This is a genomic window from Pararhizobium sp. LjRoot238 (assembly GCF_964252955.1).
Taxonomy (GTDB): Bacteria; Pseudomonadota; Alphaproteobacteria; order Rhizobiales; family Rhizobiaceae; genus Pararhizobium.
The window spans coordinates 149986-176433 of record NZ_CAXUPP020000004.1; the positions used below are offsets into that span (position 1 = coordinate 149986).

A 26448-nucleotide genomic window follows, 5' to 3' on the forward strand; every position below is an offset into this window, starting at 1 on the left:
TGAATTATTCCCTGTTCAGATCGTCGCCAGTTCCATGACCGAGACGTCGTTTGCATCCTCGCGGTTCAGGATACCGGCCTGCTTGCCCTGAGCCATGACCATGATGCGGTTGGAGACGCCGAGCACCTCCTCGAGGTCGGAACTGACCACGATGACCGCAACGCCCGCACGGGCAAGATCCATGATGAGATCGTAGATCGAAGAGCGGGCGCCGACGTCGATGCCGCGCGTCGGCTCATCCAGCACCACGACCTGCGGCTTGCGCGCCAGCCACTTGGCAAGCACCACCTTCTGCTGGTTGCCGCCAGAAAGCTCGCCGGCATTTTGCCCGCCGCGGCCCTTGACCCCGAACTTCCTGATATAGTCCTCGGCGAACTCATGGATGCGACCCGACGAAATCCAGCCCCTGCGGGAAATCTCGCCGAGGTTGGCATAACCGATGTTTTCAGCAATCGAGTGTTCAAGCACCACGCCTTGGAGCTTACGATCTTCGGGCACGAGGACGATGCCGTTGCGGATCGCGTCGATGGGCGCGCGCGGCGTGACGGGTTTGCCGTGCAACAGGACCTCGCCGCCGGAAATGGGATCGGCGCCGGTGACGGCGCGCACGAGTTCGGTGCGGCCGGCACCCATGAGGCCGGCGATGCCGAAAACTTCGCCCTTGCGGACCGAAAAGCTGATGTTGCGAAACGCGTTGGACGGCGATGTGAGACTGCGCACCTCCAGCGCCACCTCCGCCGTCGGTGTCGGAAGGATCGGAAACATGCGCTCAAGCGAGCGTCCGACCATCGCTTCGACGATGGTGCGGACCGGAACGTCGCCGCTGTCAAATTCCTGCACCTTGGCGCCGTCACGCATGACGACGATGCGGTCGGCGACCTGGCGGATTTCCTCAAGACGGTGCGAAATATAGATAATGCCCACGCCTTCCGACTTCAGACGTTCGATCTGCTGGAACAAGAGTTGGGTTTCTTCGCCACCCAATGCGGCGGTCGGCTCGTCAAGGATCAGCAAACGGGCGTTGAGCGTAAGCGCCTTGGCGATCTCGATCAACTGCTGCTTTCCGGTCGACAGCCCTTCGACAAGGCGGTCGGGCGAGATATCGAGACCCAGCCGATGCAAGCCGCTGCGCGCCTGCTCCTCCATTGCTTTGCGGTCAACCCGACCCGACTTCATCGGATAGCGGCCGACAAAGACATTCTCTGCGATGGAAAGCTTCGGAAGCAGTTTCAGTTCCTGATGGATCATGCCCACCCCCTCGTCCATCGCGGCGCGGGGATTGGCAGGGGCATAGGTCTTGCCGAGCCAGGTCAAGTCCCCTGCGGAGGGCTGGACGGTGCCGGAAATGATGTTCGACAGGGTCGATTTTCCGGCACCGTTTTCACCAAGCAGCGCCACGACCTCTCCCGGATAGATGTCGAGATCGACACCGAGGAGAACCTTGATCGGCCCGTAGGATTTCTGAATTCCGCGGAGCGACAGGATGGGAGAGCGGGTCGTCATGGCGCTGCTACCTTTCGGTTATGAAGCCGGATTACGGATGGCTCTTCACAAATTCCGGCGCGTTCTCGCAAGTTGTCAGCACGGCATTCGGCGTCTGGCGCTCTTCGACCTTTTGGCCGGCGGCGACAGCGAGCGCGGATTCGACTGCAAGGACGCCCATCTTCTGCGTGCTCTGCGTCGCGGTTGCGATGAACGGACCCTTGCACTTGGCGAGATATTCGAGTGCCGAGACGTCGCCGTCATAGCCGCCGATGATCACCTTGTCCGAGAGGTTGGCGACGTCGACCGCCTTGGCTGCACCCATGGCGAGACCGTCTGCCTGGCCGAAGATGATCGTAATATCCGGATTGGCCTGCAGCATGTTCTGCGCGATCGAGAACCCCTCATCCGCAGACCACATGTTGCTCCACTGCTGGTCGACGAGCTCGACACCCTTGTTCTCGTCGATGGCACGCTTGCAGCCGGTAAAGCGATCCACTTCCGGCGTGGTGCCCTTCTGGCCGTGGATGATCGCCATCTTACCCTTGCCGCCGGCCTTCTCGATAATGTGCTTGCACACGGCATAGGCGGATTCGACGCTCTCGCCGGCGATAAATGTGTCGCCCGGCGCGCCTTCCGGAACGCGGTCGACATTGATCACCGGAATGCCGGCTTCGCGGGCAAGACGGGTCGGCACGGCGGCGGCAGCGGCGCCAGCCGGGATATAGATGAACGCGTTGATGTCCTGTGTCATCAGGTCCTGCACCTGGCTAACCTGCGTATTGGTGTCGTTCTTCGCGTCAACGACGACGACCTCGATACCCTTTTCCTTCGCGTACTTTTCGACGCCGAGCTTGATCTGGTTGAAAAAGTCGGCCTGGAGGTTCGGAACGGCAAGGCCGATCTTCTTGATCTCTGCGGCCGACGCGCCGAACGGGGTTGCAAGGACCGCGGCCGCAGTTGCCGCCATCAGCAGTTTGGACAGTTTCATGGTTTCTCCTCCGAGTTGCCTGGTGTGCGACCTGCCTTCGCCGGACGCCACCTCCCTTTTGCCGGCCCGCACCATTGCGAACCGTTTTCAGCACCCCGCCGTTCGTTGCAGCGGGGTGAAAAACGCTACTTGCGCTTACGGTAGGTTTCGGCCGTGACGGCTAGTACGATCACGGCGCCGATGATGACCTGCTGCATGAACGGAGAGACGCTGAGCAGGTTAAGCCCGTTGCGCAGAACCCCGATGATCAGCACGCCGATAATAGTGCCGCCGATGCCGCCGGTGCCGCCTGACAGCGATGTGCCGCCGATGACGACCGCCGCGATGGCGTCGAGTTCATAGGAAACACCCGAGGACGGCTGGACCGAGTCGAGACGGGCTGCGAGCACCATGCCGGAAAGCCCGGCAAGGAAGCTGCACACGACGTAGACGAGAACGGTCGCTTGCTGGACATTGATGCCGGCAAGCCGCGCTACTTCCGCATTGCCGCCTATGGCGTAGAGCACGCGCCCTCCGTGACGGTAGCGCTGGTAGAGCAGGCCGACAATGAACACCAACAGCATCACGGCGACCGTCAGCGTCAGGAAGCCGCCGAAGCGCACGATCGCCATCATGTTGAACCAGGCGGGGAAGCCGATGATCTGCTGACCGTCCGTGATCATGTTAGCGATGCCTCGCGTAATCGACATCATGGCGAGCGTCGCGATGAAGGCCGGCACGTTGAAGCGCGTGATCAGCAGGCCGGCGATCAGGCCGTTCAGCGATGCCGCAATCAAGGCCAGCGGAATAGCGATGCCCATCGGCACGCCGAGCACAACGTTGAGGTAACCGAGAACCATCATCGCCAACGCCATGACCGAACCGACGGCAAGATCGATGCCGCCGATCAGGATGACCATCGTCATACCCACGGCCATGACGCCCAGCACCGTGATTTGGTCGAGCACGTTGAGGAAGTTTCGCACAGACAGAAACTTGTCCGTCGCGAAGGTTAGGAAAAGGCACAGAACGATAAGGCCGATCAGCGGCCCGGTCGCTCCCCGCAACGTTGGGAGTAGCCCGCCCACGACACCTTGATTTTCCTTCGCTGCAACCAGCATGAACCCTCCTCCGGTCAGCCAGCTGCCTCAAATAGGCAGCGTGCATAAATATTCATTACTGTCTGTAAATTCGTATACGATCGATCTAGGGTGTGTCAATACGACCAGGCTCCGTAATTTTTACCTGACTAGCCCTATTTTCACTTGACTTGCTCAATCTCCATGCAAGTATATAGGGCACTGTATATTTATTCACTATGGGGGTTTCATGCAGCCGAATGATCTCGACCGCATCGCTCAACAGATCCGCCTTCGCGACCTGCAAGCGGTGTTCGAAGCCGGCGCCGGCCACATTGGCGGGGAAATGTCCGCTATCGACATTCTGACGGCGCTCTATTTCCGTGTGCTGCGCATCTGGCCCGACCAGCCGAGGAATCCGGATCGTGACCGTTTCGTGCTCTCAAAGGGGCATGTGGCGCTGGCACTTTATGTGACGCTTGCCAAGCGCGGCTTCATTCCGGAAGACGAGATCGCCACGTTCCTGAAGCCGCATTCGCGCCTCAACGGCCATCCGAACTGCAACAAGGTGCCGGGCGTCGAGACCAATACCGGCCCGCTTGGCCATGGCCTGCCGGTTGCGGTCGGCATGGCGAAGGCCGCCAAGCTCACGGGGGCGGCGTATCGCACCTATGTTCTGACCGGTGACGGCGAAATGCAGGAAGGATCGAACTGGGAGGCTATCGCGTCTGCCGCGCAGTTCGGCCTCGACAACCTGACGCTCATCATCGACCACAACCGGTTCCAGCAGGGCGCGTCGCTGAAGGACACCAACAATCTCGCCCCCTTCCCGTCCAAGCTCGCAGCCTTCGGCTGGGATGTCAGCGAAATCAACGGCAATGCCATGGACGAAATCGTTCCGGCGCTGGAGAAGCGCGGCGATCGTCCGCATTGCATTGTCGCCCATACCAACAAGGGCCACGGCATCTCCTTCATGCAGGACAAGGTCGACTGGCACCACAAGGTGCCGAATGCCGAACAGTACAAGATTGCCGTGGCTGAGCTTTCGGAGGCCCTGTGATGAACGCCCTGACACCTTCTCCCAAGCTGCACGACTGCCGCGATGCCTTCGTCTCCATGCTGGAACAACTCGGCGCAGACAACCCCAGGATCGTGGCCGTCTGTAACGACTCGGTCGGCTCATCCAAGCTCGGCGGCTTCAAATCGAAGTGGCCGGAGCGACTGGTCAATGTCGGCATCGCCGAACAGAACATGGTGGGCGTCGGCGCCGGCCTTGCCAATGGCGGCCTCTTGCCCTTCGTCTGTGGCGCCGCCTGCTTCCTGACCGGCCGGTCGCTGGAGCAGATCAAAGCCGACATCGCCTATTCCAACGCCAATGTGAAGCTCATCGGCATTTCCTCCGGCATGGCGTATGGCGAACTTGGACCCACGCACCATTCCATCGAAGACTTTGCCTGGTTGCGCGTGCTGCCGAACCTCCCCGTCGTAGCCCCCTGCGATTCGATCGAAACGGCCGCGGCCGTGGAATGGGCCGCCCACTATGACGGACCGGTCTTCCTTCGCCTATCACGTGTGGGCGTTCCGGACCTGCTGCCGGTCGACCACAAATTCGAGCTGGGCAAGGCGAATCTGCTGCGGGATGGCGATGCGATCACCCTCATCGCCAATGGCACGGTGACCCACCGCATTGTGAAGGCGGCCGAGCTTCTCTGCGAGCAGGGGATCGAGGCGCGCGTACTGAACATGGCGACGGTCCGCCCGATCGACGTGGAGGCGGTGGTGGCTGCTGCGCGCGAAACCGGCGCCATCCTGACGGCGGAAGAGCACTCCACTATCGGCGGCCTTGGCTCAGCCATCGCCGAGTTCGTCGTGGCCGAAGCGCCAGTGCCGATGAAGATCCTCGGCGTTCCTGGCATCTTCGCCCCTACCGGCTCGGCAGAGTTCCTGCTCGACGAATTCGGCATGTCCCCTGCCGCCATCGCTGATGCGGCCGTAACGCTGATTGCACGGAAGCCTTCCCGCGCATGATAGTGCGCGTTTAGATCCCGTGCCGGGCGCGGCAAGACCTCCCTTTCGCCGCGCCCCCAATTCCTGCCTGCCGGAGCCGCCATGATAACCGCAATTCTCGCCATCGATCAGGGCACCACGAATTCCAAGGCCGTGCTCGTTTCGACGGCCGGGGAAATCCTGTCGCGCGGCGCGTCTCCCGTCGGCATCGAGCACCCGCAGCCTGGCTGGGTCGAACAGAGCCCGTTGCGCATATGGGAATCGGTCCAGGAGGCGATTGCCGCCTGCCTGCGAGCGGGACCTGCGGTCGACATTCTTGGCGTCGCGATCTCCAACCAGCGCGAATCCGTCACCGTCTGGGATGGCGCCACCGGCAAGCCGCTCGGCCCCGTGGTCAGCTGGCAATGCCGCCGCAGCGCGCCGGCCTGCGCCGAACTCATTGCGGCGGGGCATGCGGCGCACGTCCAGGCACTCACCGGCCTTCCCATCGATCCGATGTTCCCCGGCCCCAAGATGAAGTGGCTGCTCGACCGCGTGCCAGCGAGACACACGGTCCGGCTGGGCACGATCGACGCCTGGCTGATCCATTGCTTCACGGACGGAGCGGTCCATGCCTGCGACGCGGCCAACGCCGCCCGCAGCCAGCTTTACGACCTGAATCGTCAGGTCTGGAGCGACGAGCTTTGCAACCTGTTCGGTGTGCCGAAATCCGCCCTGCCCGAGGTGCGCGACAGCGCCTCAAACTTCGGCGTCACAAAGAACGTACGAGGCCTGAGGGACGGCATCCCGATCGCCTCGGCTATCGGCGACAGCCATGCCGCCCTCTTCGGTCACGGCGCCTTCAATCCCGGGGATGGCAAGGTAACCTTCGGCACCGGCTCGTCGATCATGACGACCCTGCCCCGCTTCATCGCGCCTGAGCACGGTATCACCACGACGATCGCCTGGTCGATCGATGGCAAGCCGACCTATGCCTTCGAGGGCAATATCCTCGTGTCGGCCGCGGCGCTGCCCTGGATGGTCGAGATACTTGGCCTGTCCGATGTGCAAGCGTTGACTGATCTGGCGGCAACGGCCGATCCTGGGGGGCCGGGCTTTGTACCGGCCTTCGTCGGCCTCGGCGCTCCCTACTGGCAGGCCGACGCACAGGCGCTGTTCTCCGGCATCACCTTCAACACGACGCGGGCCCAGATGGCCCGCGCGGTGACGGATTCGATGGCCTTCCAGGTCCATGACGTGTTCAAGGCTATGTCAGCGCAATCGCCAACGCCGCTCGGCCGTCTCTTTGCGGATGGCGGGCCGAGCAAGAACACCTTCCTGATGCAATGCGTCGCCGACACACTGAACCATGCCATCATCCAATGCGACGCACCCGAGGCCTCCGCGCTCGGCGCGGCCTATCTCGCCGGGCTTTCGCTGGGCGTGTGGCCCGATCTTGCCGCCATCGCCGCCTTGCCGCGCGCCGGCAGTCCCATCACGCCGCGTGCTTCCGACGCCAGGGAACGGCTTCTGGTTTGGCAGGACGCAATCTACCGCTCGACCGTTTCGGGTCCTTCAACTATGAGTGAATAAAAATTCACCACTGGAGAATCCCATGGGACGGCTCAACGAGCTGCGACTGATCGCCCGCATCGCCCAGATGTACCATATCGAAGGCACGCGGCAGGCCGAAATCGCCGAGATCATGCACATGTCGCAGGCCACCGTTTCGCGCATGCTGAAGCGGGCAGAGCAGGAAGATATCGTACGCACGACGGTCATTCCTCCGGCCGGCACCTTCGCCGACCTCGAAACAGCGCTGCGCGAGCGCTACCGCCTGACCGAAGCCATCGTCATCGACTGTTCCGAGGATCGCGACGGCGCGATCATGGCCCGCATCGGCGAGGCCGCCGCCCATTTCCTCGAGGTCACCCTGCAGCAGGACGAGATCGTCGGCGTCTCAAGCTGGAGCCAGACCATCCTGCGCATGGTGGACAACATCCATCCGCTCAAGAATGCCAAGGCCAAGTACATCGTGCAGATCCTCGGCGGCATGGGCGATGCATCAGTGCAGACCCATGCCACACAGTTGACGGCGCGTCTGGCAAGGCTTACCGGCGGCGAGCCGCGGCTGCTCCTTGTCCAGGGCATTACCTCGTCGCGCGAGGCAAAGCTGGTCATGCTGTCCGACCCGGTCGTGCGCGAGACGATGGACCTGTTTGGCCGCCTCAGCCTTGCGATTGTTGGCATCGGCGCGGTGGAGCCGTCCGAGCTCCTCGCCCGCTCCGGTAACACTTTCTCCCGCCAGGAGATGGCGGTGCTTCACGAGGCCGGCGCCGTCGGCGAGATTTCCTACCGGTTCTACGACAAGGACGGCAAGCCGGTCGAAACCCCGCTCAACGAACGCGTCATCGGCATCTCGCTGGAGGATCTGCGCAAGACCAGCCGCGTCATGGCGCTCGCGGGCGGAGGAGCGAAAACCCAGGCCATTGCCGGCGCCCTGAATCTGGGAGTCATCGATGTGCTTGTCACCGACAAGTTCACAGCAGCTCGGCTCACGGCCTGATCTCCCTCGAGATCAGCCTTCGGCCTGCTGCGCATTATGGAGGAAACACCATGAGACGTTTCGCAGGCCAGAGGGTGTTCGTTACCGGGGGCAACAAGGGCATCGGGCGGGGCATCGCCAAGCGCTTTGCCGAAGAGGGTGCAAAAGTCGCTATCGCTGCAATCGAGAAGGATATGGCCGCGGCAGCTGGGACGCTCGCTGAGGAAACCGGCGCCGAAGTGCTTGGTCTCGCCCTTGATGTGACCGATGCAAGGGCGGTGCGGGAGGCCTATGGCGAGGCCGAGGCGAAGCTCGGCGCTATTTCCGTCTCCGTCCAGAACGCCGGCGTCATCACCATCGCCAAGGTGGAGAACCTCACCGAACGCGAATGGGACCTCAACCTCGACGTCAACACCAAGGGCGTGTTCCTCTGCTGCCAGGAGGCGATCCGCCGTTTCCGCGCCAGCGACACCAGGGGCCGCCTCATCAACACCGCCTCAGGCCAGGCCCGCCAGGGCTTCATCTATACCCCCCACTACGCCGCATCGAAGTTCGGCGTGGTCGGCCTGACGCAGAGCCTTGCCAAAGAACTGGCGCGAGAAGGCATTACCGCCAATGCCATTTGCCCCGGTATCATCCATACCGAGATGTGGGACTACAACGACCGCGTCTGGGGTGAGATGCTCGGCGAGTATGGCCCGGGCGAACTCATGGCCGAGTGGGTCGAAGGCATCCCCATGGGTCGCGCCGGTACCCCCGCCGAAGTCGCTGCCCTCGTCGCCTTCCTTGCATCGCCAGACGCAGCCTACATCACCGGCCAGACGATCAATGTGGATGGCGGGCTGATCATGTCGTGATGCGCGATCGGTACTCATCGCTTTATGAATCCGCTCCGACCAAGCACGCGTCTCCGATGCGTGCATGGTCGTGCATTGTCGGCAACGTCTTTGTGACGCCGCACCCTGCAATGGACTTCCTTCGCCTCAAACGGATTTGAGCCCATTGCAAAGCAGGCTCAGGCAGAATTTTCTATTAAGTAAAGGCACGCCCCCGCTCTTGAGCGGTTATTCAAATTTTCCCGACTCGTCTTGAGAGGATGGCTTGTGCAAAGTTTGGGTTGACCGCTTTCGATGGCGAGGCGACACTCTACCTGCAGCAAGGCAGGAGAGAAGAACGTGGACGAGCCAGACAGGTGGCGCCACATGGCAAGCGCGCCGAAAGACGGGTCGGATCCTCGTCACGGTCCGCCCGTCTGAACAGGGGCCGGCGGAAGTTGACCTCGCCTACTGGTCGAATGGCGATCAGTTCGGCGCAGAAGGCTGGCGCGCCTCTGATTCCTCCCCCGGCTGCGTCATCGAATATGCCGAACCGGAGCTGAAGTGCTGGATGCCGATGCCTTCCGCCAATCGCAGCCGCGCGTCCATGCCCTCACCCTGGGAAGGCGACGACGCCCAGCAGTTCGACGGGTCGGGGATCTAACGCACCGGCTCCGACGTGGTGCACCGCCCGATAGCCGTTCGGGGCATAATCCCTTGAGGTTCTTTTTGACGCCAGGAGCTCCGTTTGGCCCCGGCGTCGTTTGTTGAATACAACATACGCCCTAACCCGATCGCAACAGCGACAATGCCTCACGCCACCCATGCGTGAGGCCCAAGGTCACCCTTCCGTTGCTGAAACCGTGTGGCATCACGCCCTGAAGCGGTCGAATGCGGTCAGCCGCTTGATGGGCCTATCGGCGTCCGGCCAGCGGTAGATTTCGGTCCGTAGATGGTGGAACTCCTTGTCGAGTGTGTCCTCATCGACCTCGATCCACCAGGATTTTGGCCGGCCGTCGCTTCCATCAGACCAGCGGTATCCACGGGATTTCAGATGGTCCTTCATGTCGAACGGACTGTTTTCGGCGAAGACACGAACGCGAGCCTGCTGGCTGGCCTGATAGAGTTCTGCAAATGCGGTCCGCATTTCGCCTGAGGTCTCGCGCATCAAAACTTCCAGGAGGGCGAAGCAATCATCGACGGCACGGTGCCCTTCGTGGAAATAGCCTGCCTGCCCCATCAGGTAGCCGAGCTTGGTGCCTTCATACCCCCGCGATGACCAGTCAATTTCCGATTGGAATAAGCCCAGGCCTTGCGCGCAAAGGTCTGGGAAAACACTTCGCAAAACGGCCGGTCAAAGCTGGCATTGTGAGCTATGATGAGATCGGCAGGATCGATCAGCGCCTTGAGGGCCGCTATGTCGATCACCTGGCCTTCGACCATCGCGTCGGAAATGCCGGTCAGCTTGGTGATATCCGCAGGAATGGGCACACTCGGCTGTTGCAATCCGCCATCATCGCATCGAAGGTGAATGCGATGATCCCGATCTCGATGATTTCGTCTTTGAGGTGATTGAGGCCGGTGGTTTCAGTATCAAGGATGACGCCTCTCAAGGGGAATTCGGGGCGGATTGTGATCGCAACCGCACGAGACTCCAGTTTTCGGAGAACACGGTACCGCCCCGTGTTCACCAGATGGTCAACCATACCGTCTTCACTCATCGCGCTCGGCGTCGATTGTGTCAGCTGCGCCTGGCGGCCGGCCTTCGGCAGTGTCGAGCTAACCTCGTCTGAAAACATATCGAACTGCGCTGTCATGCCCGCTGATCTCTGTGCCACCGATGGAAACATATCATGTCATGCCAATAGGCTGACTTGGATTGCTGATACCGATATACGGCAATCGTCTATGCAAATCAGGAGAAAAGTGATGGAAACGACCGAGATCGGAAGCCGTAGCGACTTTGCGCTCTGGGCAATCCAGCGTGCTCAGGAAATAGTTACTACCCAAGGTGCTGCCTTCGCGATGGCAGCACGTGATATGGACGAGAAGGCGCTGGCAACGAGCGCCGCTGACCTCGGGCAAGCGATCGCCGACGCAATGCTGGAAGTGTTCGACGGACTGATGGACGAGTAACGGACCTACCCTCTCCCATCACTCGGTCTTCGCGCTCAGGACATGCAATTTTCGGGGTCGGGCATGTCGTCGATCTGCGGATGAATAGTGTCGAGGCCTGCGACAACGCTTGACGGCATGGATACGACGTTGCCCGTAGCCGCGAGTTGTATCCGCTGCTCCGCAATCATTCTTGCGGCGCGCTCGATCAGGCGCCGGCGTTCGAAGGTTGATACCTGTGAGACCGCGTTGGCCGACTGATATAGTTCACTCAAAAAATCGGGGATGGCAGACGTCATCGATTGGCACTTTCAAAGCTGGCGTCAATGGCATGAATGGTCAACATGTGGCTGATGCAGCCATTTGTACCGGGTATGCCGATCATCACCAAACCATTCGAGGTTGCCTCGTTGAGCATGCGTGCTCATGCAAAGATCGCACTGATTTGGGTTTACTGACAGCTTGAGGGATTGGCGAGCGAATTTGCTAAATCTTGCCGAGGTGACGCGCGGCATCCATACAGGTGCGATGACGCTTGATTCGAAAATATTCGTGGGCCTTAGATCTGCTCGCAAAAAGTCCGCTTCCGCCAGCGAACCCACTGGCCCGAAATGCCAATGGGACGGTTGTGAAAAGGTTGGCACGCATCGCGCCCCTGTGGGGCCGGGCGCTGAAGGCCTTTATCTGTTGTTCTGTCTTGAGCACGTCAAAGAATACAACAAGGGATACAGTTACACGACGACTCCATCAAACGCGGACGTCGCTCGCTATCAAAGGGAGGCGACAGCCGGCAGTCGTCCGACCCGGGGAACGAGAGTCAGCCAGCCGACCGAAATCCCGATCCCGTCGACAGTCCGTTCCGGCTCTGCAAGGGCATTGAATGCCCGAAAAACTGCGGCACAACGCCAAGCCCAAAAAGCCGATTTGCAGAAACGAAAACTCAAAGTGCTCGAAGCCAAGGCTTTTGCGACACTCGGTCTCTTGCCGGAGGCAACACCGCAGGAAATCAGGAGCCGCTATAAGGAAAGGCTCAAAATGCACCATCCCGACGCCAACCAGGGCAACCGCAACTCCGAGGACGAGCTTCGCGCATCGATCGAGGCACATAAGATCCTTAAACTGAATGGATTTTGCTGAGGTTCACTCACTGAGCGCCTTGTAGGCCCATCCAATATCAAGCGGAGCGTTTGCCCAGCGCGGCCTTCAGCCCCTTCGCAGCAAGTTCGCCCAGCATATTGATCATGTGGCTACAACAGGGCGGCATTGGCAGCCTGACCAGGTGCGGGATTGCCGAACATAGCACCGAAAGGGGGCGCGGTCGCACTTTCCTGGCAAGATCACATTCAGTCAGAGCCGACTTGGCGGGAAACCTTGTTCTTGCTATGTTCCGGCCATTGCCTGCATCGTACCTGGCTTTTATCAACCAAAGACAGCAACGTCCTTGTAATACAGTGTCTTCCATGCGATTCTTCGGTCAGTCCCGAAGGAGGTAATTATGTCTGAAATGATGCTGGCAACGCTTTCCAATATTCGGACAGTTGAAGATATGGTCGCCGCGTTCCGGGACGAGGAGCATTGCCGTCGTTTGCTGGAAAGCATGGTATGGCCAGATGGCAGGGTCTGCCCCGCCTGTGGTTACAAGCGCTCGATCGCGATAGCTGGCCGCGACATGGGCAAGCGCCGTGCGCGGCCGGGTCTCTATCAATGCTCCAGCGGTGATTGCCGTTTCCAGTTCACGGTGACAACACACACGCCCCTGCACGCCACGAAACTTCCCTTGCGCCTATGGCTCAAGGCGATGTGGCTGTTGCTGCAGTCGGACAAAGGCTTGTCCTCGGTTCGTCTCGCCGAGACACTCGGGGTGAGCCAACCCACGGCCTGGCGGATCGGTCATGCGCTGCGTCTCATGGTGGCGCGCGAAAACATGCTGGACGGCACGGTGGAGATTGACCATTTCTATCTTGGTGGAAGGCCAAGAAAGCGGCCTGATGAACCGCCACCGGGGCGAGGCCGCAAGGGGCAGGCAAAAACGGAGAAGACGCCGGTCATGGCGATCGTGCAGCGACCGGCAGATGTCACCCCCGGTTCCACCGCGGGCGATGCCCGCGCCGCTGTCGTTACCGGCCTTTCATTGCGTGCTGCCGTAGGCGCAATTGCAACACAAATTGAGCTTCATGCGCATTTGATGAGTGACGAGGCAAAGGCATTCATGGCCATTGGCGAAAGCTTCGCCGCACACGAAACAGTCAACCACTCAAGCCGCGAATATGTCCGGGATGCCGTCCACGTCAATTCAGTTGAAGGGTTCAATGCTCGGGTCCGCCGAACCATCGCAGGTGTTTTTCATCACATCAGCCCGGAACTTGCCGACCTATATTTCCATGAAATCGGCTTCCGCTGGTCCCAGCGCATTGTTACCGGACAGGCTCTGCGAAAAAGCCGAAGCGGCAAGGAAAGCATGAAAACCCTTTGGTCACGAGTACCTCCCGCGCTGCAATTACTGCAAGTGTTCCGCGCTGCTACCGGCCGTCAGATGCGCAGAAGCCCGGATGGCGGCATCACCGTCAAATCTGCCGTGGCTGTCTTTGGTTGATAAAGGCCTCGTACCTAGCATTACAGTTGCATTTTAGAATTCAGGTGAGCTCGTCGAGCTGCCGCCTGATGGGCGCGTCTCCAGCATGACCATGCGATGACGTAGGCGGGGTTTATGCGACGCTGGGCGAGTCTGATGGCGATGCGGCGGACTTCCTGGATAGACCAGCGGATCAAATCCTGATGGTCGGCATCCGCGGTCTTTTTTGGGGCGTCACGTCATTGGCGCGGTACCGGATCACCGCCATCATGGCGAAGGCGAGCATGACGAGGGAGACGTGGCGATGCCAGCCATGCCATGACCGGGTTTCGTTGTGGTCGAGGCCGAGCTCGTTCTTTGCGGTCTCGAAGCTGTCTTCGATCGCCCAGCGATGGCCTTCGACGGAAACGAGCGTCTGGATGCCGGTCCCGGCCGGGCACCATGTGGTGAAGAATGCGAGATCGCCGTCGCTGATATTACGCCGGATCAGGAGGCCACGGGTCCAAAGCCCCGATTTCGTCTCGTTATATTCGTCGGCATCGAGATCGGCGAGTTCGCAGTAGGCCCAGTCATGAAGCCGCGCGCCTTTGGTGCCTTCACCGGCGGAAAGACGCTGCCATGCTTTTGGATCGAGATCACGGGCGATCTCCTGAGCTGTGCCGGCGACTGGAGGCTTACCCGACCAGGAGCCGAAATGGTGGTCCGATTTAACCCCAAGAACGTAACCTTTACAGGCTCGGCGCAGGGTGCCTTCAATGTCCCCGACGCCATATACAGCATCTGCAGCCACCCAGGAAAACGGCACATCGGCTGCCAGCGAACGCCGTATCATATCGACAGCCAGGCCTGGCTTGGTAGCGAAGGCCGTAGCCTCAGGAACATGAGTTGCTGCAAGCCTTGCCGGCTCGCCAGTCCAGCTCTTGGGCAAGTACAGGGCTCGATCGATAAAGGCATGACCGCGAACGGACACATAGGCGGCGAACACACCGATCTGGCAGTTCGTTATCTTGCCTGCCGAACCTGTGTATTGACGTGCAACACCGCACGATGTCTTGCCCTGCTTGAGGAAGCCCGTCTCATCGATGACCAGGACCGCATCATCGGTGGCGAGGTTTTCTACAACATACTCTCGCACGATGTCGCGAAGTGCGTCCGCGTCCCAACGCCCGCGACCCAGAATGGCCTGTTGCCGCCACGGGCCGGGATCACCGGCCGCCTCAGCGCGCATCCAACCTGTCTTACGCCGCTCGTCACCCAGCAAGCCGTCCAGGAAAAGGTTCGCAGATGCTGCAACTCGCTCCTGCGTAAATAGCTTCCGAATACGTGACTTTACGTCGCGCAGCGATGATGCCCAAAGTTCAAGCGTCTTCTCGATTGATGCACCTGCCATCCATGACCTCCGAATCATGGAGACCTATAGATTCAGACTACAGATAAATATGATCGCGGTAGGGACGCCCATTACTGAGCGCCCCCCGCACAGATCCGAGCGAGCGGAATTCCCGCACTCGGCTCCTACCTCGGGTGAGAGACGGCGAAACGCAATTGTGGCCATGGATGAAGTATCCGAGGTCTGGGGAGCCAGTGATCGGTGAGCCTTGTTGCGCGATCCCAGGTTAGGCCGCTCCGCTGGCTGCGCCGCCGAAGGGTGCGCCTCCAGAGATCGGTTATGTAGAACCGAAACGCATTCAGTGCTCGGCCGTTCGTGGGGACCGCGAAGTACGCAAAGTGCCCAGTCACGACCCGCTTCAGCCATCTCCCCTGTTCGGGGATCGGGCTGTGCATTCGACGCCGCAACTCCGCCTTGATCTCCCGAAGTTTGGTCCGCATGCGATCACGTCGCGTCTTCCGTTGAAGCAGGAAGTTCCCACGGCGTGATTTTCCACAAATGAACGTGAACCCCAGGAAATCGAAGGTCTCCGGTTTTCCGACCCCGCGCTTCTTGCGCTTGGCCGCTGCACGGCGACCAAACTCAATCAGGCGGGTCTTGTTCGGATGGAGCGACAGCATGAACTCCTCAAGCCTCGCACGCATCGCATCGAGGAAACGACGAGCGTCGTCCTCATGCTCGAAGCCGACCACCACATCGTCCGCGTAGCGCACGATGATCATGTCGCCGGTGGCCTCGCACCGTCTCCAACGCTTGGCCCAAAGGTCGAGAACGTAGTGCAGGTAGATGTTGGCGAGGAGCGGTGAGATTACCGAGCCCTGACCAGTGCCCCTGTCATCGACGATCACGACTCCGTCTTCGAGGATGCCCGCCTTCAGCCATTTCTGGATCAGACGGATGATGCGCTTGTCGCCGACCCGGTGCTCCAGGAAACGGACCAGCCATTCCTGGCTGACCGCCCCAAAGAAGTTTTGGATATCGGCATCCATGATCCAGTTCACCTTCCGCTCGCTGATCGCGACGGATAAGGCATCCAACGCATCGTGCGGCCCCCGTCCGGGTCGGAACCCGTACGAGAAACCGCAGAAGTCACCTTCATAGATCGCGTTGAGCACCATGACCGTTGCACCCTGGACGATTTTGTCTTCCAGGGCTGCGATCGCCAGCGGCCGCTGCTTTCCATCCGCCTTCGGTATGTACGTCCGGCGAGATGGTTGCGGTCGGTACGCTCCCCCGTGAACCCGTGCGTGCAGTTCCCGGAGCCGAGGCTCAAGGTCTGCCTCGTAGTCCTGCCATGTTATGCCATCCACGCCAGCGGCAGCTTTGCGCCTGAGCGCGTAGAATGCCGTCCGAAGTGCATCGACATTGATGTGGTGGAGAAGTGCGGTGAACCGTTCCTTCTTCTTTAGCCTTGCAGCTTTCCGTACGCGATCCAGCGCTTGGGTCACGCGAGCCCGGTCCTGTGCCCGGTGCGTGCTTTGCTGTCCCGCGTTCCCCTTGGTCCCCGGCCTTGGCTCCACCAACTCCGCGACCGGTTGCCCGGCTTTGTTCGTCGGCTTCATCGCTACTATGCCGAAGTCAGACTTCTCCGTGTCGTGCATCAGCGGCTACGGCTCCTCGCCTTCCCGCTGCGGACCATCCGCCCCAAAAGGGGTCATGGCCGACCAGGAGATCTCCCGGTTCCCGTACAAGGAGCTTCCATACATGCCAGGGTCTGCGACCACGCCGGGCCAGACGGATGCTCGCGATTGCACACCCACCCGTATCGCCTTCCGCTCAGTTGACAGCGTCGGCGCCCGGAAAAACATTCTTTCGCGGGTGAGTAGGCCGAAGGACTTTCACCTTCGGCCTCTCGCAGAACCCAGCGTGAGGCTCTCGCCTCACTGGGCTCCCATCAGGCCAACGTGCCTGTCCGACCGAGTTTCCAGTGCACAAAGAGGTTGGGGCATTCCCGCTTTAATCGGATGAGAAAGGTCCCTGCCTTTGTCTTGCGACCCTTAAAGCGCTTGAACTTCCGCATCATCCACGCCTGCAGTGTCTGATTGACGTATCGCAAGAATGGCCCCAGAGCCGATGCAGTGTATCGCCCGTAATACGCTATCCAGCCCCGAAGGAGTGGATTGAGTTGGCGGGCGATCTCTGTCATCGCTACCGAGGTCTGACGTCGGATGTCCAAGTCCCGGATCGTTTTCCGCATCGCCTTCAGCGCTACAGCGCTGACGCCCGGCGAGAAGTTGCAGAACATCTTATGTGTCCGCGCATTCCTTGCCCGTCGAGGCCGAAAGCAGTAGCCAAGAAAGTCGAATTTGACATTCTTATGGTTCCGTTTCCGGTTTCCGTCTTTGCAGTAAACGATCTTGGTTTTGGTGGGATGCATTTCCAGCTGGCATTCCGCCAGCCTTGCTTGAAGGGCGGCCTTGATGGCCTCCGCTTCCCGTTCGGACCGGCAGTGCACCAGGCCGTCATCCGCATACCGGCACCATGGAAGGTCGGGGTATGTCCGGTCCATCCAGAGATCAAATGCGTAGTGCAGGAAAAGATTTGAAAGAATCGGGCTGACCACTCCCCCTTGCGGGGTACCGCGATCACGCTCTATCCTTTGTCCATCCTGTTCCAGGGGCGCCGTCAGCCATCTTTCGATATAGAGCAACGCCCATTTACACTTCACATGCTTCCGGACCGCCTTGAGCAAGAGTTCGTGCGATATGTTGTCAAATAAGCCCTTGATATCAAACTCTAAAACCCAATCGTATTTCCAGCACCGCTGACGCGTGACCCCTACGGCGTCCAGAGCAGATTTGCCCGGACGGTAGCCGTAGGAATCAGGCCGAAAGATCTGATCAAGTTCCGGTTCAATGAGCCGTTTGACCACCATTTGCGCGATCCTATCGCTCACGGTGGGCACACCCAAAATCCGCTGGCCCCCAGTCTTTTTGGGAATGGGGACGGCACGCACCGGTGGCGGAAAGTAGCTTCCCGAGCTCATCCTGTTCCAAATCCTGTAGAGGTTCCTCCCCAGGTCGGCTTCGAACTGCTCGATCGTCTGCCCGTCCACCCCGGCCGCACCACCATTGGATTTGACCGCTTTATAAGCTTCGTGCACCAGCCGCTTATCGATCCTAAACGGCTTGTCTGTCGTATCCGTCGACGTCATCCTGTCTCCAGTTGTTTCAAAAGACACGACCACCTGACCCGACCCCTTCGCTCCAGCCCCATTACAGGACTTTCATCACTACTACGGGTCGGTCCGCCCCAGTCCTTGGCTTCGGTACTCTTGCCTCGCAGTTTTAGCCGCTTCAGCGTCTCCCTTGGCATCCAAGACCTGGTTCCTGCAGTTCCGCGCGAGAGCCTGCATCCGATTCACGCCCTCTCTGCGCCGGTTGCTATCCGCCCGGTAATCAGGTGTCCCGCGGATTTGTCCCAGAGGATTGAGCCGCCCCTGGTTTTAGCAACGCCTACCATTTTCGACGTGTCGTCGAGGGTTCATTTGCATTCGTCTCTCGGATACTTACCTGCCCGAATTAACTTCGGACTTTTCATCCAACGCTCACGACCGCACCTTTTGGATGCCGCCGCTTGGACTGGTTTGAGACCTACTCCTGAAAGTCGATCCCGAGGGGCCCACCCTCATCTTTCACGCAGCTTTACGACATGTCTCTCATTCATCTCCTCTCTGTCTGCATGTCTCTGCAGCACACGCTCAATGGCTGGCCTGTATGCTCCCCTACCGACGCTTCGCAAACACCCTCGCGGAGGCCTGCGCACGGCTCGGGGCCGATGTGGCTCGCTACGCCTTCATCGTAATGGACTTGCACCATCTACTCCTTGCCGGTCTCCCGGCGCACCAACCGTAATGATAGGCCGTGGTGACGATTTAACTATTTGAGCCAGATAGGCCTGATCGGCCCGAATCTGCGTGTGTGGACGCCCCCGGAAATGCAAGTGATTTTTTCACTTTGGCGATGAGCAATGCGGTCGAGTTCCGTCGTGTGTCCGGCCTCATGATGCGGCCTTACGGTGCCGCGGGCCCTTATGGATAGTTCGAAGATCGGATCCAAATCGAAATTGAGCGCTCTGCGGCGCATACAGCTTCACTGGCTCTTCCGATCTCGTCTTTCTCGACTGTTCGCCCATAAACCTCCGCTTAGAATCACCGCATTTCGACGTCTCCAGCCCGTCGCCGTCAGGCGGCAGCTGGGACCTGGTACACCCCGCCGCGAGCCATCAAGGCCCAGGCGACACGGGCGATCTTGTTTGCCAGCGCGACTGCAACAGCATTTTTGGTTTCCGCGCGAGCATGCGAGCTAACCAGGACCCGTCAACCGCGCCATGCCACGCAGCCTGTTGCACTACGGCCATCGCACCAAGGATCAGGAGACGCCGTAAGTCTCTTTGCCCCATCTTCGATGTCCCGCCCAGGCGCGTCTTGCCACCCGTCGAATTCTGTTTCGGTGTGAGCCCGAGCCAGGCGGCAAAATCACGACCTTTCGAGAAGGTCGAGGGCGATGGCGCGATGGCCGCCAGCGCAGCGGCGGAAATCGGACCAATGCCTGGGATCGTCGTCAGTTGCCGCGCGGTTTCATCCGTTCTCGCAATTTCCTTGATGCGCTCGCTCAACATGAACCCTCTCATCAAGGCGTCACGATTTTCAGGAGCACGAGATTGGTCCGCCGATTGCAGCGCCGTTTCTAGTTCACCGGTTGAAAGCTCGGTGCAATAGGCAGGAGTGCCGGGCTGCTGACGTCCGGCTGGTCGCCGGCAACTGGAATGGCAATTCGTCCAGCTTCGCCCTTCGGTCGACCTTTCTCCGCGAGCGCCGCCGCCAACGCCGCATTCCATGCCTTGACCACGGGACGGCCAATTTGCTCGCTGACCCAACCGCTTTCAGGCATGCCGCCATTGACCTCCGCGATGACACCGTCGCGGAAGGGATAGTAATTGGAGGTGTCGATCACGACGACGCCTTCAGGCACAGCCTCAAAAAGCCCGGCGAGATCTGGATAACGAGCAAAGGGGATTGACAGAACGATCACCTCGACCTCCTGCACGGCTTCATCTTTAGATACGGCAGCCGCGCCTCCGCGCGGCCGGTACGAGTGGATAGCGGCCAATGCTAGTCAGACCCGCCGAGAGCTTTCAGAAGTCATGACCTCCACCAGAGGTGGAGGTTTGAAACGCTGCGCTTGAACCACTAGAAGTGGTTTTGTTAGCGCCTAGTAGCTACGATTGAATTGGTCGGCAAAGTCGGAAGCTTTGTCGGCCTTTTCCTGATTACGGATATATTGTCTGACGACCTGCTCATTATAGCCCGTCGTCGAGACGAAATATCCGCGTGCCCAAAAGTGATAGCCTTTATATCGGCGCTTGCGCGCATATTTGTTGGCAACATAAAGGGCCGTCTTGCCCTTCAGAAAACCGACAATGTGCGCCACCGAATACTTCGGCGGGATCGATATCAGCATGTGCACGTGGTCGGGCATCAAATGGCCCTCCTCGATCTGGCAACCCTTTTGCAGAGCCAGCCGACGCAAGAGTTCACCCAACTCACGCCGTACGTCCCCGTAGAGTCTTTTCGTCCGGTACTTGCTGCCAAAGACCACATGATATTTGCAGTCCCAGGTCGCATGCGAGAGCGATTGTTCATCCATATAACCTCCATGTTTGAATGTCTTGGCCACGCCAATGGTTCAAGCAGGAGGTCTCTCAACTACCGTGTAGAACTCGTCCAGTCCTCCACCGTAGGTGGAGGTTTACTTTGCATGCAAAAAAGCGGATCTGCTCACGCAGACCTGCTTCGGTATCTTCGCCGTTTCGGACCCGCTGCTCGACGAGAACGGGGTGGTAGAACGGCATGAAGGCGTTCATCACACTTCGGGCAGCTTGCGCGGCATCATCAACACTAAACTCGCCTGCTTCGATCCCCTCTTTTACGATCGTCTCGATGATCGTCACGATCTGGGCACCATGGGCTCTGATGATCGCCCAGTTCTCTTCCGTCGCGGCGACGATCAGATCGTGGACCGGCTTCTCCTGGATGAACGTCGTTTTCCTTTTGTGTTGGAGGATATTTAAAAGATCTACGAGCTTCTCTTGAGCCGGCGCACGCATCCGGGCGATCGCATTTGCGGATCGAGCAGTTTCTGCAAAGAAGCGGCCACAGATCGCCGCGTTGATTTCCGCCCTTGAAAGGAAATAGCGGTAGATATTCGCGCTGCTCATTCCAAGGCAAGATGCAATGTCGGACACCGACGTCTTTTGGTAACCGATGCGGCGAAAGTGCTCTTCCGCCACATCCAGTATGCGCTCCCGAAAGAAGCCGACGTCAATTTCTCTGGAGGCAACTCGGCTCATGAGGTCTCCATTCCGACGTTTCTAACCAACCGGCGTTTCAAGACGCGCCCGATTATTGCAGGCGATCCGCTCCCCGACGCATAGCGGTCGGCACAGAAGCGGTGCTGAAAAACCGGAGGTATCTCTTGCAAACGAGATGCCCTACTCGGCGGCCATCGCCCTCGGGAGTTCCAGTTCTTCAATCGTTTCTCCTTGGTTGTCTTCTTTCGTTGGTTTGATCCGGAACCACACCGCATAGAGGGCTGGAAGGAAGAGCAGGATCATGACTGTGCCTGCCGCCGTTCCGCCAATCAGTGTGTATGCCATCGACCCCCAGAACACCGAATGCGTTAAGGGTATGAAGGCGAGAATGGCTGCCAGCGCAGTCAGAATGACAGGACGCGTACGTTGCACAGTGGCTTCAATCACCGCGTGATAGTCATCAAGGCCGGCGGCCTGATTTTCCTTGATTTGCTCAGTCAGGATCAGCGTGTTGCGCATGAGGATACCGGCCAATCCTATCAGTCCGAGAATGGCGTTGAAGCCGAAAGGCTGATTGAACAGGAGCAGGGTCGGGACGACTCCGGCAAGTCCGAGGGGGGCGGTCAACATCACCATTGTCATCGTCGACAGGCTACGCACCTGAAGGATAATGACAATCAACATGGCCGCGATCATCAGCGGAAAAACCTGGACGAGTGCGACATTGGCCTTGAGCGACTCCTCGATATTGCCACCCATCTCGATGCGATATCCAACCGGAAGCGATGCGATGAGCGGCTGAAGTGCCTTCATGACCTGCTGGGAAACTTCCGGGGGTTGCGTCGCTTCGTTGATATCGGAGCGTATCGTGATCACCGGCGTGCGGTCACGGCGCTTCAGGATAGGCTCCTCGAACCGGATCTCCGAATGCCCGATCTGATCGAGGGGGACCTGACGGCCCTCCCTGCTCATGAGCGAGAAATCGCTCAGCCGTGACGGATCAAGTCGGTTGTCACCTGCGCTGCGTGCGACAACGGGGACGTTGCGGATGTTGTCGCGCACCTGTGTGACCGGAATGCCGCTGAGCAGCAACTGCATCTGCTGGGCTGCCTCAGAGGGTGAGAGACCGATCAGATTGAGCCGGTCCTGATCTGGAACAAACCGCAGCACAGGGGTTCGGTTGCCCCAATCCCGGTTGGCCTGTCGTACATCGGGTACACTTTTCATAATTGCCAGGGCTTGCTCGGAAATCTTGTACAACTCATCCTGATCCGGTCCCATGATCCGAAACTCGACCGGAAACGGCGTGTAGGGGCCGAATACAAGCTGCGTTACACGGATAGATGCTTCAGGAACGAGCCCTTCCGAAATAGCGGCCCGAAGGCGGTGCTTTATAGCCTCGCGTGCATGGGCATCGGGCGTCAGCACAACGACCTTGGCGAAAGCAGGATCGGGAAGTTCCGGCGCCATGGCGAAGAAGAAGCGAGGTGCACCCTGCCCCACATAGCTGGTGACGATTTTCGCTTCCGGCTGAGTTTGCAGCCAGGCTTCGACTTTCTCTACTGCGGCTGTCGTGGTTTCGATGCTCGTACCTTCGGGCATACGAACTTCGACCAGCACCTCGGGCCGATCCGATGTCGGGAAGAACTGTTGTTTTACGCTTCCCATCCCGACGACCGAAACAGCCATCGTGATGCCGACCACAGCGCAGGTCACGAACTTGTGGCGAACCGCAAACTTGATGATGGAGCGCAGGCGCCGGTAGTTCGGCGTATCATAGATGGCGTGGTGTCCGCCTTCGACCGGTTTGATGTTCGGCAGCATTTTTACACCGAGGTATGGCGTAAAGGTCACCGCGATGATCCAGGAGACGATCAGCGCAAAGCCGACAACCCAGAAGATGTTGCCGGCGTATTCACCCGCAGTCGATCGTGCGAAGCCCACAGGCATCAGCCCGATAATCGTGACCAGCGTACCCGACAGCATCGGCGCCGCCGTATGGCTCCAGGCATAAGCGGCCGCCTTGATGCGGTCCATGCCCTCCTCCATTTTCACGACCATGACCTCGATGGCGATGATGGCGTCGTCCACGAGAAGGCCGAGCGCAAGGATCAAAGCGCCGAGCGTGATACGATCGAAAAACCGGCCAGTTTCCAGCATGATGAGGAAGACGACAGCAAGGGTGAGCGGCACAGCAAGCGCCACCACAATGCCGACGCGCCAGCCGAGTGCGACCAGACTTACGAACAGCACGACGCCAAGCGCCATGGCGAACTTCAGCATGAACTCGCCGACCGCCTCATCTATGTTGACGGCCTGATCGCTGACTTTGGTGAGCGTCATACCAAGCGGCAATGTCTGCGCAATCTCGGAGGACCGCGCTTCAAGCGCCTTGCCGAGCTCAAGGCCATTCCAGCCCGGTTGCATCACTGCACCCAGCATGATTGTCGGCTCGCCCTGATGGCGGATGATGTAGGTTGCGGGATCCTGATAACCGCGCCGCACCTCCGCCAGATCGGAGAGCTTTAGCGTCCGTCCGCCCGCCACGATCGGCGTGTCGGCAATCGCCTGTACACTGTTATAGGCTCCGTCGAAACGGATGAAGACCTGGGGGCCACGCGTGTCGATAGAGCCGGCCGGCGTGACCGTGTTCTGTCTCTGCAAAGCTGCGGCGATATCGGTTGCCGATATTCCGAGTGTTGCGAGCTTGGCATAGGAGAATTCGACGAAAATCTGTTCTGGGCGCTCTCCGAGAATGTTGATTTTCTTGACGCCCGGAACATGCAGGAGGTCCTGACGGATGACCTCCGCCTGGCGAACGAGGTCGCGCATCGGCATCCCCTTCGCCTTCAGTGCGTAAAGTCCGAAGCTCACGTCCGAGTATTCATCATTGACAAAGGGACCCATGACGCCGGGCGGAAGATTTCGGGCTTCGTCGCCGAGCTTTTTGCGAGCTTGATAGAACTCTTCTGCGACGGCGCTTGCCGGAGTATTGTCTTTGAGTGTGACCGTGAGGAAGGCGTAGCCAGGCCGCGTCGTGGTTTCGACACGGTCGTACCACGTGAGTTCCTGGATACGCTTTTCGAGCGGCTCAGCCACAAGATCCTGCATTTCGCGCGCTGTCGCGCCCGGCCAAACTGACGTGACCGTCAGTGTCTTGATGGTGAAAGACGGATCCTCGGCGCGTCCCAGCTTGACAAAGGCGTATGCTCCTGCGGCAGCCAGAAGAACGATAAAGAACAGAGTAACGGCGCGTTCGCGGACAGCGATGGCGGAAAGATTGAAGCTCATTATTTCGTCACCTCTTGCTGCGAGGCAATCCTGACGGCCACACCATCGTCGAGAAGATGTGCGCCCAGAGCGACAACCTGCTCGCCAATTCCAATTCCCGTGACAAATGCCGTTTCTTCGCCGATCTGCTGAACTTTGACCGGGGTGAACTTCACGGTGGATGTGCCGCCATCAACAACCCACACACCCGTGCGGTTACCGTCGTCCAGGATGGAGCCTACGGGAACAGCGACCTCCAACTGCCTGTCCGCGTCCAGAATTTTAATCGTAACAGTCGAGCCGAGCGGAGCAGAGGCGGCGGAGCCTTCAAGAACATAACGCGCGTCGTAAGTGCGGGTCTGGGGATCGGCAGCGTCGGAAATCTGTCGCAAACGAGCTTTTCCGCTGAGGCCGTCGCCTCCGTAGACACTGGCCTCCGCCACGGACCCTACCCGGGGTCGTAAAGTCTCAGGTAGCCAGACAACAGCTTCCCGCGGTCCAGCCTGCGCGAGTTGAACCACCGTCTGGCCTGCTGTCACGACTTGCCCGGGATCTCCAAGCGTATTGACGACCGTTCCATCCGAATCTGCAAGAAGAACGGAATAGGTGGCCGCATTTTCCGCAACCTTGGCGTCGGCTTCAGCCGCGGCGAGCTGTGCGGAGGCCGTATCGAGAGCCGCCTTTGCCTGTTCATAACGCTGTTGAGTGGCAGCCAATCCATTTTTCACCAGCGTCGCATATCGTGTCTCATCTGCCTGTGCCTGGGTCAGGACGGCACGCGCTGCGGTGACCGTATTGCGCTTCGCTGTCAGCGCGAGCTGGAGATCGGTTTCATCAATGCGCATCAGGGTCTGGCCTTGTCTCACCTGCTGGCCAACGTCGACCAGCCGCTCGACGATTTTGCCGGGAACCCGGAAACCGAGGTTGCTTTGTATCCGCGATGCAACGGTGCCGGTAAACGAACGCTCCGCCGTTTCCGTCTTCTTCGCCTCTGCCACCATTACCAGTGGTGAAGCGGTCCTTGGGTCTGCAGCCTCGGCTTCCCGTTTAGGCGTTTCGAACACCAGGAAAAAGGCAGCCGCCCCCGCCGCTGCGACGAGACCCACGAAAGTCAGGACATGTTTGCGTTTCATTTTGAGTTCTCTTCTTGACCAGCAACCTGGATGATTTAGATTGCGATCTAACTCTATTTTGGTTATAGATGTCAAATGAAATCTAATCGGAGGTCAGTATGAGAGTGAGCCGAGCACAGGCCGAGGAGAACCGGGAAACGGTGATCAACGTCGCAAGCCGTCTGTTTCGAGAACATGGATTTGACGGGATTGGCCTGAAAGATCTGATGAAGGGAGCCGGCCTTACGCAAGGTGGCTTCTATAAGCAGTTCGCATCGAAGGACGACCTTGCTGCACTGGCATCGAGGCGCGCGATGGAAAGCGCGACCCGGAGATGGTCAGCGGCGGCCGCGGACAGTTCCGATCCCCTCGAAGCTGTCATGGCGTTCTACCTCTCCCCCGACCATCGTGGAGAAATGGCCGAAGGTTGCCCTTTGGTGGCGCTCGGATCGGACGCCGCTCGGCAGAGTGAAGAGGTAAGACGTCCATTCGAGGATGGTATCCGCGCTCACTTTGAGGTGCTGGATGAGCTGATGGACGACGCCAAGAGCTCCAATCCCAGCGGCAAGGCGATGGCGATACTGTCTCTGATGGTGGGCGCCGTCACGTTGTCGCGGATTATGCAGGATGAGAATTTGTCGCAAGGCATCCTCGACGCAGCCGCTTGCGAAGTCAGGCGCATTGCTGGCGGCGATGGCGTCGCCTGAAGGCTATCGCCGGGTTCGATGACCTAGTGCGGATAAGGGCACGCGTTGACCTGCCGCCCGAATGTGCGGGCAACAGGGCTCCTTGAATCCTTG

Annotated in this window: 20 protein-coding genes and 4 pseudogenes; 10 read left to right on the forward strand and 14 right to left on the reverse strand. The window is 59.5% G+C overall.

What is annotated here, in order from left to right:
• Nucleotides 1-15: 15 nt before the first annotated feature.
• The 3 genes from ACSQ3F_RS27040 to ACSQ3F_RS27050 all read right to left on the reverse strand — a co-directional run bounded on the left by ACSQ3F_RS27040 (nt 16) and on the right by ACSQ3F_RS27050 (nt 3573).
• On the reverse strand, nt 16-1503 hold the full coding sequence (locus ACSQ3F_RS27040; RefSeq protein ID WP_436103257.1) for a sugar ABC transporter ATP-binding protein: 1488 nt from the start codon (nt 1501-1503) through the stop codon (nt 16-18).
• A 31-nt stretch (nt 1504-1534) separates the two neighbouring features.
• Complete coding sequence (locus tag ACSQ3F_RS27045; protein WP_436103258.1) at nt 1535-2473, reverse strand: substrate-binding domain-containing protein; 939 nt, start codon at nt 2471-2473, stop codon at nt 1535-1537.
• 125 nt (nt 2474-2598) lie between these two features.
• Nucleotides 2599-3573, reverse strand: a complete 975-nt coding sequence (locus ACSQ3F_RS27050) for an ABC transporter permease (RefSeq protein WP_436103259.1) — start codon at nt 3571-3573, stop codon at nt 2599-2601.
• A 208-nt stretch (nt 3574-3781) separates the two neighbouring features.
• Between ACSQ3F_RS27050 and ACSQ3F_RS27055 the strand changes: the two genes are divergently transcribed.
• The 6 genes and pseudogenes from ACSQ3F_RS27055 to ACSQ3F_RS27080 all read left to right on the forward strand — a co-directional run bounded on the left by ACSQ3F_RS27055 (nt 3782) and on the right by ACSQ3F_RS27080 (nt 9541).
• Nucleotides 3782-4591, forward strand: a complete 810-nt coding sequence (locus ACSQ3F_RS27055; protein WP_436103260.1) for a transketolase — start codon at nt 3782-3784, stop codon at nt 4589-4591.
• Nucleotides 4591-5559, forward strand: a complete 969-nt coding sequence (locus ACSQ3F_RS27060; RefSeq protein ID WP_436103261.1) for a transketolase family protein — start codon at nt 4591-4593, stop codon at nt 5557-5559. The genes ACSQ3F_RS27055 and ACSQ3F_RS27060 overlap by 1 nt, the downstream gene beginning before the upstream one ends.
• 81 nt (nt 5560-5640) lie before the next feature.
• Nucleotides 5641-7110 carry an FGGY family carbohydrate kinase gene (locus tag ACSQ3F_RS27065; protein WP_436103262.1) on the forward strand — a complete coding sequence of 490 codons (1470 nt, stop codon included), beginning with the start codon at nt 5641-5643 and terminating at the stop codon, nt 7108-7110.
• 22 nt (nt 7111-7132) lie between these two features.
• Nucleotides 7133-8083, forward strand: a complete 951-nt coding sequence (locus ACSQ3F_RS27070; RefSeq protein ID WP_436103263.1) for a sugar-binding transcriptional regulator — start codon at nt 7133-7135, stop codon at nt 8081-8083.
• Nucleotides 8084-8133: 50 nt separating this feature from the next.
• The gene (locus tag ACSQ3F_RS27075) at nt 8134-8919 is read left to right on the forward strand and encodes an SDR family oxidoreductase (RefSeq protein ID WP_436103264.1); all 786 of its coding nucleotides are present in this window, start codon (nt 8134-8136) and stop codon (nt 8917-8919) included.
• A gap of 318 nt (nt 8920-9237) precedes the next feature.
• Nucleotides 9238-9541, forward strand: a pseudogene (locus ACSQ3F_RS27080) (hypothetical protein).
• A 207-nt stretch (nt 9542-9748) separates the two neighbouring features.
• Here ACSQ3F_RS27080 and ACSQ3F_RS27085 read toward each other — a convergent pair.
• Nucleotides 9749-10694: pseudogene (locus ACSQ3F_RS27085) on the reverse strand (3'-5' exonuclease).
• A gap of 112 nt (nt 10695-10806) precedes the next feature.
• On the opposite strand from ACSQ3F_RS27085, the gene ACSQ3F_RS27090 reads away from it, so the two are divergent.
• Nucleotides 10807-11013, forward strand: a complete 207-nt coding sequence (locus ACSQ3F_RS27090) for a hypothetical protein (protein WP_436103265.1) — start codon at nt 10807-10809, stop codon at nt 11011-11013.
• Between the two features lie 35 nt (nt 11014-11048).
• On the opposite strand, the gene ACSQ3F_RS27095 is transcribed toward ACSQ3F_RS27090, so the two are convergent.
• Complete coding sequence (locus ACSQ3F_RS27095; RefSeq protein ID WP_436103266.1) at nt 11049-11291, reverse strand: hypothetical protein; 243 nt, start codon at nt 11289-11291, stop codon at nt 11049-11051.
• Nucleotides 11292-11520: 229 nt separating this feature from the next.
• Between ACSQ3F_RS27095 and ACSQ3F_RS27100 the strand changes: the two genes are divergently transcribed.
• Both ACSQ3F_RS27100 and ACSQ3F_RS27105 read left to right on the forward strand, forming a co-directional pair.
• Nucleotides 11521-12129 carry a J domain-containing protein gene (locus tag ACSQ3F_RS27100; protein ID WP_436103368.1) on the forward strand — a complete coding sequence of 203 codons (609 nt, stop codon included), beginning with the start codon at nt 11521-11523 and terminating at the stop codon, nt 12127-12129.
• A gap of 358 nt (nt 12130-12487) precedes the next feature.
• Entirely contained in the window at nt 12488-13585 is a 1098-nt protein-coding gene (locus ACSQ3F_RS27105) for an IS1595 family transposase (protein WP_436103267.1), read from the forward strand.
• Nucleotides 13586-13757: 172 nt separating this feature from the next.
• Here the strand turns inward: ACSQ3F_RS27105 and ACSQ3F_RS27110 are convergent, their stop codons facing one another.
• From ACSQ3F_RS27110 to ACSQ3F_RS27150, 9 genes and pseudogenes are all read right to left on the reverse strand, one after another.
• Nucleotides 13758-14972 (reverse strand): IS701 family transposase, encoded by a 1215-nt coding sequence (locus tag ACSQ3F_RS27110; protein WP_436103268.1) that lies wholly within the window; start codon nt 14970-14972, stop codon nt 13758-13760.
• A 107-nt stretch (nt 14973-15079) separates the two neighbouring features.
• Nucleotides 15080-16555, reverse strand: coding sequence for a group II intron reverse transcriptase/maturase (ltrA, locus tag ACSQ3F_RS27115; RefSeq protein WP_436103269.1), 1476 nt, complete (start codon nt 16553-16555; stop codon nt 15080-15082).
• A 293-nt stretch (nt 16556-16848) separates the two neighbouring features.
• Nucleotides 16849-18108 carry a group II intron reverse transcriptase/maturase gene (gene ltrA / locus ACSQ3F_RS27120; protein ID WP_436103270.1) on the reverse strand — a complete coding sequence of 420 codons (1260 nt, stop codon included), beginning with the start codon at nt 18106-18108 and terminating at the stop codon, nt 16849-16851.
• Nucleotides 18109-19137: 1029 nt separating this feature from the next.
• A pseudogene (locus ACSQ3F_RS27125) lies at nt 19138-19571 on the reverse strand (transposase); the annotation flags it as partial.
• A gap of 3 nt (nt 19572-19574) precedes the next feature.
• A pseudogene (locus tag ACSQ3F_RS27130) lies at nt 19575-20032 on the reverse strand (NADPH-dependent F420 reductase); the annotation flags it as partial.
• A 135-nt stretch (nt 20033-20167) separates the two neighbouring features.
• Nucleotides 20168-20602 carry an IS200/IS605 family transposase gene (tnpA, locus tag ACSQ3F_RS27135; RefSeq protein ID WP_436103271.1) on the reverse strand — a complete coding sequence of 145 codons (435 nt, stop codon included), beginning with the start codon at nt 20600-20602 and terminating at the stop codon, nt 20168-20170.
• A gap of 55 nt (nt 20603-20657) precedes the next feature.
• Nucleotides 20658-21305, reverse strand: a complete 648-nt coding sequence (locus ACSQ3F_RS27140) for a TetR/AcrR family transcriptional regulator (RefSeq protein WP_436103272.1) — start codon at nt 21303-21305, stop codon at nt 20658-20660.
• Nucleotides 21306-21446: 141 nt separating this feature from the next.
• A complete protein-coding gene (locus tag ACSQ3F_RS27145; RefSeq protein ID WP_436103273.1) occupies nt 21447-24557 on the reverse strand; it encodes an efflux RND transporter permease subunit in 3111 nt (1036 codons plus the stop codon).
• Nucleotides 24557-25669, reverse strand: coding sequence for an efflux RND transporter periplasmic adaptor subunit (locus tag ACSQ3F_RS27150; RefSeq protein ID WP_436103274.1), 1113 nt, complete (start codon nt 25667-25669; stop codon nt 24557-24559). Before ACSQ3F_RS27150 ends, ACSQ3F_RS27145 begins: the two co-directional genes overlap by 1 nt.
• 98 nt (nt 25670-25767) lie before the next feature.
• On the opposite strand from ACSQ3F_RS27150, the gene ACSQ3F_RS27155 reads away from it, so the two are divergent.
• The gene (locus tag ACSQ3F_RS27155) at nt 25768-26355 is read left to right on the forward strand and encodes a TetR/AcrR family transcriptional regulator (protein ID WP_436103275.1); all 588 of its coding nucleotides are present in this window, start codon (nt 25768-25770) and stop codon (nt 26353-26355) included.
• Nucleotides 26356-26448 lie beyond the last annotated feature (93 nt).